The organism is Acinetobacter sp. 102, assembly GCF_037028485.1.
Taxonomy (GTDB): domain Bacteria; phylum Pseudomonadota; class Gammaproteobacteria; order Pseudomonadales; family Moraxellaceae; genus Acinetobacter; species Acinetobacter higginsii.
Genome location: NZ_JAZEZK010000010.1, coordinates 173,106 through 181,832, shown reverse-complemented (window position 1 = coordinate 181,832; position 8,727 = coordinate 173,106). Strand labels below are relative to the sequence as shown.

7 protein-coding genes are annotated in these 8,727 nt (G+C 35.9%); 6 read left to right on the top strand and 1 reads right to left on the bottom strand.

Going from position 1 to position 8,727, the window contains the following annotated elements; genetic code table 11:
- The 3 genes from WA352_RS12170 to cap4 form a co-directional block, all read left to right on the top strand.
- Nucleotides 1-985 (top strand): HesA/MoeB/ThiF family protein (locus WA352_RS12170; RefSeq protein WP_336142724.1); only part of this gene is annotated, 985 nt, incomplete at its 5' end.
- A gap of 5 nt (nucleotides 986-990) precedes the next feature.
- A complete protein-coding gene (locus WA352_RS12165) occupies nucleotides 991-1,452 on the top strand; it encodes a Mov34/MPN/PAD-1 family protein (RefSeq protein WP_151961081.1) in 462 nt (153 codons plus the stop codon).
- A 2-nt stretch (nucleotides 1,453-1,454) separates the two neighbouring features.
- On the top strand, nucleotides 1,455-2,849 hold the full coding sequence (gene cap4 / locus WA352_RS12160) for a CD-NTase-associated endodeoxyribonuclease Cap4 (protein WP_118971170.1): 1,395 nt from the start codon (nucleotides 1,455-1,457) through the stop codon (nucleotides 2,847-2,849).
- A gap of 187 nt (nucleotides 2,850-3,036) precedes the next feature.
- Here the strand turns inward: cap4 and WA352_RS12155 are convergent, their stop codons facing one another.
- A complete protein-coding gene (locus WA352_RS12155; RefSeq protein ID WP_148708684.1) occupies nucleotides 3,037-3,939 on the bottom strand; it encodes an AbiJ-NTD4 domain-containing protein in 903 nt (300 codons plus the stop codon).
- Nucleotides 3,940-4,111: 172 nt separating this feature from the next.
- On the opposite strand from WA352_RS12155, the gene WA352_RS12150 reads away from it, so the two are divergent.
- The 3 genes from WA352_RS12150 to WA352_RS12140 are packed head-to-tail and all read left to right on the top strand — an operon-like array spanning nucleotide 4,112 to nucleotide 8,501.
- A complete protein-coding gene (locus WA352_RS12150; RefSeq protein WP_118971168.1) occupies nucleotides 4,112-4,492 on the top strand; it encodes a hypothetical protein in 381 nt (126 codons plus the stop codon).
- 35 nt (nucleotides 4,493-4,527) lie between these two features.
- The gene (locus WA352_RS12145) at nucleotides 4,528-5,325 is read left to right on the top strand and encodes a hypothetical protein (RefSeq protein WP_118971167.1); all 798 of its coding nucleotides are present in this window, start codon (nucleotides 4,528-4,530) and stop codon (nucleotides 5,323-5,325) included.
- Entirely contained in the window at nucleotides 5,322-8,501 is a 3,180-nt protein-coding gene (locus WA352_RS12140; protein WP_118971166.1) for a DEAD/DEAH box helicase, read from the top strand. Before WA352_RS12145 ends, WA352_RS12140 begins: the two co-directional genes overlap by 4 nt.
- The last annotated feature ends 226 nt before the right edge of the window (nucleotides 8,502-8,727 follow it).

The window sequence follows — 8,727 nt, the reverse complement described above, 5'->3', positions numbered from 1 at the left end:
GGAGGAATTCACAAATTTCATACAGCCTATATTGTTATATGACTTAAAGGGTAACTTGGAACTATTCTTGATTAAGAATACAGCACCACTTTTCGTAAGTTATCCTGCTATTAATCTACATGATGATCAGAATCAAAGATTGCCAACACAATTTAGCCATCTCAATAATACTAAGATAGCAATTGTAGGTCTTGGATCGTTAGGAAGCAAAATTGCAATATCACTGGCACGGTCGGGCTGTAAAAACTTTCTACTTATTGATGATGATATTCTGGCCCCACACAATCTTGTCCGTAATGAACTCAGCTGGTTAGATGTTGGCTTTGCTAAAACCCATGCTGTTGAAAGAGCATTAAAACGAACAGTATTAGACATGCAAGTTGAAACGTATGAAATGCAAATTGGTGGACAGGAAAATCCTCATTTAAATTCCAATATCGCTAATGCCATTTCCACATGTAATCTGATTATTGATGCGACAGCAAATACACATACTTTCTTAACATTAGCTGCAATTGCTAAAAGAAAACATATTGCAATGGTATGGGGTGAAATCTTTGGTGGCGGTGGTGGAGCAATGATGGCCCGTAGTCGCCCAACATTAGATGCCTCCCCCTTAGAACTTCGCAATCATATTTATGGTGTCTTACAAACGTTGGAACCAATTCCAGAGGGCAAAGTTTATAATTACGGCTTTCAAACACAAAACCAAACATATATTGCATCAGATGCAGATGTAACGGCTCTTGCAGCGTCTATGACACAGTTCACATTAGATACTTTATGTACAATTGAAGAGCAATCCTCTTATCCTTATTCAGCATATTTAATAGGGTTCCGTAAATATTGGATATTTCAATGTCCTTTTGATACTCATCCTATCGATTGTTCAGGTGCGTTAGTAACAGAATCTCCAATAGATAAACAGATATCTGAAAGTGAAAATGGCAATTCTATTGAAGAGCCTGAACCGATAAAAGGTTAATACTGATGCTGAAAATATCCATTCCTACTGATATACAAAATTTACTGATAAAAGCCCTGTTGAAGTCTGGAACTCACGAATGTGGCGGTGTTTTAATGGGTGAGCATATAGGTACAAACCATTTTAGAGTTAGCTCATTAACTGTTCAAAAGAGTGGAACGATAGCATCCTTTGTACGTGGAATTACGTATGCTATTAAAGCAATCCGCCTTTTTCATAAATCAACAAACAATAATTATCAAAAATTTAACTATTTAGGTGAATGGCACAGCCATCCTCTCTTTAGTGTACAACCCAGCAGTAAAGACCATCACACCATGAGGGAATTGGTGTCCGACCCAAAAGTTGGTGCAAATTTTGTAGTCTTACTAATTTTTCATTTAAAAAACAATCATCTTGAGGGCAGTGCCCACACCTACCTACCAGATGGTTCCTGTTACCGATCCACTCTGGATTTAGAGAGATAATAATGAGTGCAAGTCTGTTAGAAAAACAATCAACTGGTGGTGCAATTGCACGAGTAGGGTTTGAGTATCAGGATGCTTTTGTATTAAAGAACTTGCCTCTCTGGCTATCTGAAAGTGCTTTTAGCCACATTGTGAGTGAATCAATAGGTGATGTCGAGGTTTGCTACTTCTCTTCAGAAAAAGAGTTACAGCGTGTCATGTATGAAGCCAAAAATCATCCGCTGACTTCTACAGATTTTTGGAAAGAAATTAAGCGCTTCAAGGAGGCTTTTGATATTCCATCAAGTGAATATACTCGCTTTGGTTTAGTATGCCCACTCTATACCTCTACACTTCACCCATTTCTTGCCCAGATTGAGAGAATTAGAGGTGTTGGTTCTTCATACAATGCAGATTCTGTGATTTTACAAAAAAGTCGTCAGGATATTATTCAGTGGTGTAGCGATAAGGGATTCGAAACCTCACTTGCTGAGTTTGCACTTGATCATGTTGATTTCCTGTCTTTCAATGCTGAAGATAGCGACTCTGTATTTATAGGTGAAATAGAAGAGAAACTATCCAATATCGAACTCACTACACGTAAAGCCAAACAGTTAAGAGATCAGTTTAAAAACCTGATTTCTCGTTCTTCTTTTGGTCCAATATATCGCAAAGACTTTGAAAATTTTATTTGCCATGCTCTTGAAGAAGATAGAAGCCAGTGGCTATTAGATCCTATTAAAATTAATCTTTCAGCATCATCCAGTCAGTATCAAGACTTAAACTTAGATATTAGTGATTTCAATGGTCCTGATCGTGCTCAAAAGAACTCCAGCGACTGGAACAATCTAATTAAAAAAGCAGTATCGATTGGGGATTTCATTCATAGCAGTGGTGACCGTAGAACCCTCCTTATAGATGGCAAACAAAGAATGTCCACCGCATGTATGCTTGGCTATGTTTTTAGTGCCACACGTAATTTCCTACTTGAAATAGAACATAATGGCCTCGCATATCGCACTGATGACCATAAACAAAAAGAGGGACAATTTTTTACTAAAATCGACGCTATTGAACGACAGGGTGAAACTGAAGCCATAGTCACTATCGGATTTCCTACAGCTATAGGTAAAGACATTGACTCTACGATTAATGAAGTAAAGAACTTGCCTAGATTGAATTTAGAAAGCTCCCATGTCATTGATAATATGGAGACTCTAAATCTTGCTGTGAGAGAGGCAAAATCTGCTTTAGTTTCATTTAAATCCGAAAATAAGTTATCTAAATTACACCTCTTTATTAAAGCACCCTCAGTTTTTGCAATGGTCTTGGGACATCGCTTGAATGGTATTTGCGATATCCAGCTCTACGATTGGGTAGATGGGCAATATATCCCTACAGCCGAACTGAACTTATAAGAAGAATTGACTAGTTGACAATAGCTGGTCATCAGAGCCTCTTTTGCCTCACGTATTAAAGTTTCTCTACTTTCGTATCTGAATCTTTTTAATGCTCTAGTTTTGATAGCATTAATTACAATTATATCGGCTTCATCCACAGTATATTTCATCTTCTAGCCTTTTAATTTATATTGATTAGAGAAGCCTACTTATGGGTTCTATAAATAATTAAATCAATCATAGCCAAACATCGATGGAACAAATAATCAATTTGATCATGGCTCTGTAGGGTTGCTTGCTTAGGCTCAGAGTGTCGAATCCTATATGTATTTCCAATATCTGTTAATTCTCTCATTTCTTGTTCAATTAAAGACTTAAATGAAAGGTTGTCACCAAAAAAACCAAGTATGATCCCGATAGATTTCCTTTTATCAAGATCAAATAAATTCTTTAATCTCTCCCAAGCATCCCATAATTTTTCTAAAGCATGATATCTCTCATTCAAGTTATATGACTTAATTTTACTACATGCATCAAGTATCATTTGATTTAACTCCAAATCATTAGACTTTCTTAAAAGCACATGCTGTATTAATGTCTTTGTCTCATCAGAAATAATTTTCTCTATTTGACCAATTGAATTCATTTCATAAACCATGCCCCTTATTCTGAACAATGTATTAATTTCTTCTTTAAATTTAGCTTTACCATTATCTTGCTTAAAATCTAAATGATGATGTCCAAAATATTTATGGAAATGATACGGAACAGGTTCTGATACTTTTAAATAAAGAAATTCGAGTATGTCAAAAACCTTATATATATCAGGGGCCCATGGCTTATCATCTTGCCAAGAGTTTTCGTTAGGCTCGGTTGTTGCCAAAGGCCATTCCACTTCAAGATATGCGTTTAAGGTATTGCTAAGCTTTAAAGAATCAGTTCCACAATTTTCACCAGAATCAGAACATGTTTCAGGGAAGGCTTCTGCAAAATAATTTTGACTTTCTAATGTTTCTAGGACTGTAACGATACCCTTCCATATAGATGGACAGATGTCTTCTTTTGTTCTTGGTTTTAAACCATTAATACGTTCGCTATATAGCATCATAAGATTACTTTAAAAATTTATAAATTTCTTGCACTTATACTAATTGTTTTGTTGGATAAATCAATTCAAACAATGAAAATAAAAGTTACAATGCTGTCTAAACCTTCAAGAAATACAAATACTTTCTAGTTAAAGAATATTTATGCTTTTAAATTTATGATAATATCATAAGATGCCTAGACAAAATCATTCCATTGAACAGGTCCATGCCATTTCAATGAGATTTAACACATTAGTTATTGATCATTTGAGGACTAATTATTCTGAACTATCCAGAAGGCTTGGATATGCCAATGCTAGTACCTTACATGCTGTAAAAAAAGGAAAAAGCTTGCCAGATTTTTTAAGGTTGGCTCATAACCATGAAAAATTAACTGATAAGTATGGTCGTAAAATTAATCTACATTGGCTGATTACTGGTACTGGTGATCCCATGCTAAAAAATGATCACAATGAGAATAAATTTAATGATATTATCATTAATATAGGAAATTTAAATTTCCAAAAGAAACAAGAAATATTTAATATACTTGCGAATATTCTTTCTTCATAAAGAGTTATTCACTTTTTAACGGGAATATCTAATTAATGAACCTCGACTTTCTCCATCAACATTACGAAGATTCTGATACTTGTGTTTCATGGCAAGGTATTGGTTTGTTAGATGGAGAACTGTGTGTAGATTTTTTCTTAAATGATGTTAAACAACGCCTAGAAGATACTGAAGGAAAAGAAGAATTTGCAGATCACCTAAGAGGCTTAGCTCTGACTGGAATGGCAAAGGATTGTCTAGAGTCTTTTCTCTCTGTTGGAGAGGTAGAGCCTCTAGATTGGGCTGTGGGTGAAGCTCTTGCAGAAGCTTATTTGATAAAAAAGCATAACATCATTTTTCCTTGGAATATGGAGAGAGAGAAAAGGAATATTCACGCCTCGACTGCTGGAGCAGACATTGTTGGCTTTGTAGAAAAAGATGGTAATTTTTCATTAGTTTTTGGGGAAGTTAAAACTTCATCAGAGCTTAAATTTCCTCCTCAAGTTATTACTGGAAGATCAGGTTTATATCATCAGCTTGATGGCTTAGCACACGACATCACAAAAATACATCAACTTTTACGATGGTTGCTTCCGCGTATTAAAACGTCAGGCATTTTTGTAGAAGCATATAATAAAGCATGTGGTGCTTTTTTTAGCTCACAATTCAAAGCAATAACTTTGTTTGGAATATTAATTCGTGATACATCTCCAAATCCAAACGACCTAGCTAGTCGAGGAAAGAAATTACGAAATACTTTAACACCGCCAACCCAATGTCATTTAATTGCGCTGCATTTACCATTTACTATTGAGGATCTTGTTGAACGAGTTAAAAGTGGAGGTGTAGCATGAACCACTGGCTCTTAGACTCTGTTCAAGAACATCGTGCATCTGCCTTAGATTTGGCAAATAAACTGCAATTAAATAAAGAAATTTTATTTAAGAGTATTGATGTCGATTTCCTACATATCCAGCAAACGGCTAGTTCACTTGAATTGGTTGTTCTTGATCTAATTTTATCTCCATTTGAAGTGGATGAGGATAAAGAGCGGTTATTAAAGAAAACGGCTCAAGATGCCTTTAGATTGTATCGTGCATTAAATATCCCACTTGACCCTCAAATGGCAGGCGTTCACCTTTTAAGAACAGCAACACTTGGTGTTATTGCTGATCGTGGCGCTGATACAGCTCGTTGGTTACGTTCACTTGATTCTGAAAATGGATGGCCAGCCTTAGAACTCGAATCAAACAATTGGGGTAAAAGAACTTGGGCTACTATTATTGATATTTGGTTAAGGCTAATTCGTAAAAAGGGATGGAATGATCGTGATCTGATATTAGAAAGGGTTGCAAAATTACGCACATCTCAAGAAAGCTTTGAAAAAGAATATCTAGAAAGTATTGATAAACAATCAGTTAAAGCGGCAGCCTTAGAGCTTATTGCGCTCTATCATTTGTCCAAAGCGGCAGATGTTTTTGCTCGGTTTATGACAGATGGTGTAGTTGAAGGCAACCACCAAATTCAACATCTACTTGATATGCATTTTGATCGAGCAATCCAAGCTTGTGAACACACTCAACTTATTGAATTAGAGCCCTTAATACGTTTGCTTTCAATTGCAGCCGCTCAAATGGTTAACAATTCAATCTGGACAGTAACTCGTGCTGTTAACTCTAGAGTAACTAAGTTTGTTAAAAGTTTAGTAGATCGAGGTAGAGGTGATAAAGCTATTTTCGATGTGCTTCCACCTCAAAGACGTACTCTTGCTGAAAAAGGTTTGTTAGGTTCTAGTCGTCGTGCAGTAGTCGTTAGTTTACCTACTTCGAGTGGTAAAACTCTCATTGCTCAATTCCGAATATTGCAGGCACTGAATCAATTTGATGATCAAGAAGGATGGGTTGCTTATATTGCTCCTACGAGAGCATTAGTAAACCAAGTTACCCGTCAATTACGTAAAGATTTCAGCCCGCTTAATATTGTTGTTGAGCAGCTTAGTCCCGCCCTAGAGTTTGATAATATTGAGATTGAACTTTTAAAAGAAAATCAACAAGATGCGAAGTTCCGTGTATTGGTTACGACTCCAGAAAAACTTGACTTAATGTTAAAGCAAGGCTGGGAAGAGAAGATAGGTCGTCCATTAACTTTAGTTGTTGTAGATGAAGCACATAACATTAATTCTGATTACCGAGGATTAAAATTAGAGTTGTTATTAGCAACTATTAATAATGAAAGTAAGTATGCTCAGTTCTTATTGTTAACACCATTTATTAACAATGCCAAAGAAGTTGCACGTTGGTTAGGTGGTAGTAATTCCGAAGATGTAAGCCTTGGACTAGACTGGCAGCCCAATGATCGTGTTATTGGAGTTGTTAAACCGGTTCAGGGACAACAATTAAATAGACGAAGCTTTGATTATTCCTTAGATTTTGAAATGATTCATACTAGTAGAGATACCCTTGCACTAAATGAATCTTTTTCATTTCCTAGTAATCATAAAGTCGCTAATTCGTATAGCAAAGCAAGCGATCAAGGTCATGTTGCCGCAATGGCCGCATCTTATCTAAAAAAACGTGGCCCTGTTATTGTTATGCATTCATCTCCAACAAATGTATGGTCTTTAGCAAAAAAAATCAAAAAAGGTGAAGTTAAGTTAAGTACTATTCATGAAGATATTGTCCTTGTTCAAAAATATCTATTATTAGAATTGGGTGCAGATTTTCCACTTATTGACTTATTAGAATATGGAATAGGTATTCACCATTCTGGATTACCAGAAGAAGTTCGCCAATTAATTGAATGGTTATTTGAAAACGAAAGATTAAATTATCTTGTAGCGACCACGACAATTGCTCAAGGTATTAATTTCCCCGTGAGTGGAGTTGTTTTAGCCTCACATCAATATCCATCTAAAACTAAAGCTCCTACTAATATGCCGCCAGAAGACTTTTGGAATATTGCTGGTAGAGCTGGTAGAGTGTCACAAGGACAATTAGGTGTTATTGCTCTAGCTGCAAAAGATGATGAACGTGCAAAAGTATTAAAAAGCTTCATCCAAAATAATACTGGCGACCTGAATTCTGCATTAATTCAAATGGCGATTACGGCTAATAATGAGCTAAATGATTTAGGTAGAATCGTTTTTAAGTATCCAGAGTGGTCAAGTTTTTTACAATATTTAGCTCATACTTATCGTCAAATGGATAAACCAGAAGGTTTTATCGATCAAATTGAACAGGTTCTTCGTGGTACTTTAGGCTTTGAAAAACTAAGATTAGAGAATAGTAATATTGCTCGCCAGTTGTTACAGGGTATTCGCCACTATACTGATACTTATTTGTCAGATCCAAGAGCCCCACTTAAATTAGTAGACAGCACAGGCTTCTCTATACAAGGTATTAGGACTGTTTTTACCCATAAAGGTGATATAGATAAAAAATCATGGAATTCTGAGACTTTATTTTCGGAACAGAACCCAGTGCTAAAAGACATGATGGGAGTTCTATTACACGTTCCAGAGTTAAGAGATAATTTTAAAGACGTAATTGGTCAAGGCTATGAAGAAACGGATAAATTAGCTTCAATGATCAAAGATTGGGTAAACGGTAAAAGTATTCCTGAAATTGCAAAAAGTCATTTTAGTAAAGCAAATGAGGATACGGTAGATTCAATTACTCGTTGTGGGCAAAGACTATTTGGTAAAGTTACACAAACAACATCTTGGGGATTAAGTGCTTTATTGGCTATTACAGCTAACGATCTGCCTGAAGAGGAATTTAAAAAACTTAGTAACTTACCATCACAAGTCTTCTATGGTGTTAACAGTGATGATGCAATCGTCATGCGCTTACTAGGTATTCCTCGCACTGCTGCAAAGCCCTTAGCCAGTTACTGTAAATCTGACTCTAAAGAATCACTACCTGCGCTTCGTGTCCGATTAAGAAATCTTAGCGATTCTGATTGGAATCAAGCATTAGGCGTAAATGGTCAGGTCTATAGAAAAATCTGGCATATTCTAGAAGGAGTCTAACAAGGCTCTTTGGTTTTTGCTAAATACTAAAAATCTTTTGACATTTATATTTTTCATCATTAATTTAGTATGAAGCATCAATACTATGCTAGTCAGTCCACCGCTCAATTTTAGTTGAGTTGGCGAATATCCCCTTGTGATAATGTATATTTCTCTTCTTGAGACCAATCTTACTATCCTTATTGTATGCCATAAGGGTGATGTGGGCTGCACAATGAAAATGGCG

Excerpts from the sequence above, each read along its gene's own strand:
- WA352_RS12165 (WP_151961081.1), top strand. The coding sequence starts at position 991 with ATGCTGAAAATATCCATTCCTACTGATATACAAAATTTACTGATAAAA.
- cap4 (WP_118971170.1), top strand. The coding sequence starts at position 1,455 with ATGAGTGCAAGTCTGTTAGAAAAACAATCAACTGGTGGTGCAATTGCA.
- WA352_RS12155 (WP_148708684.1), bottom strand. The coding sequence starts at position 3,939 with ATGATGCTATATAGCGAACGTATTAATGGTTTAAAACCAAGAACAAAA.
- WA352_RS12150 (WP_118971168.1), top strand. The coding sequence starts at position 4,112 with ATGCCTAGACAAAATCATTCCATTGAACAGGTCCATGCCATTTCAATG.
- WA352_RS12145 (WP_118971167.1), top strand. The coding sequence starts at position 4,528 with ATGAACCTCGACTTTCTCCATCAACATTACGAAGATTCTGATACTTGT.
- WA352_RS12140 (WP_118971166.1), top strand. The coding sequence starts at position 5,322 with ATGAACCACTGGCTCTTAGACTCTGTTCAAGAACATCGTGCATCTGCC.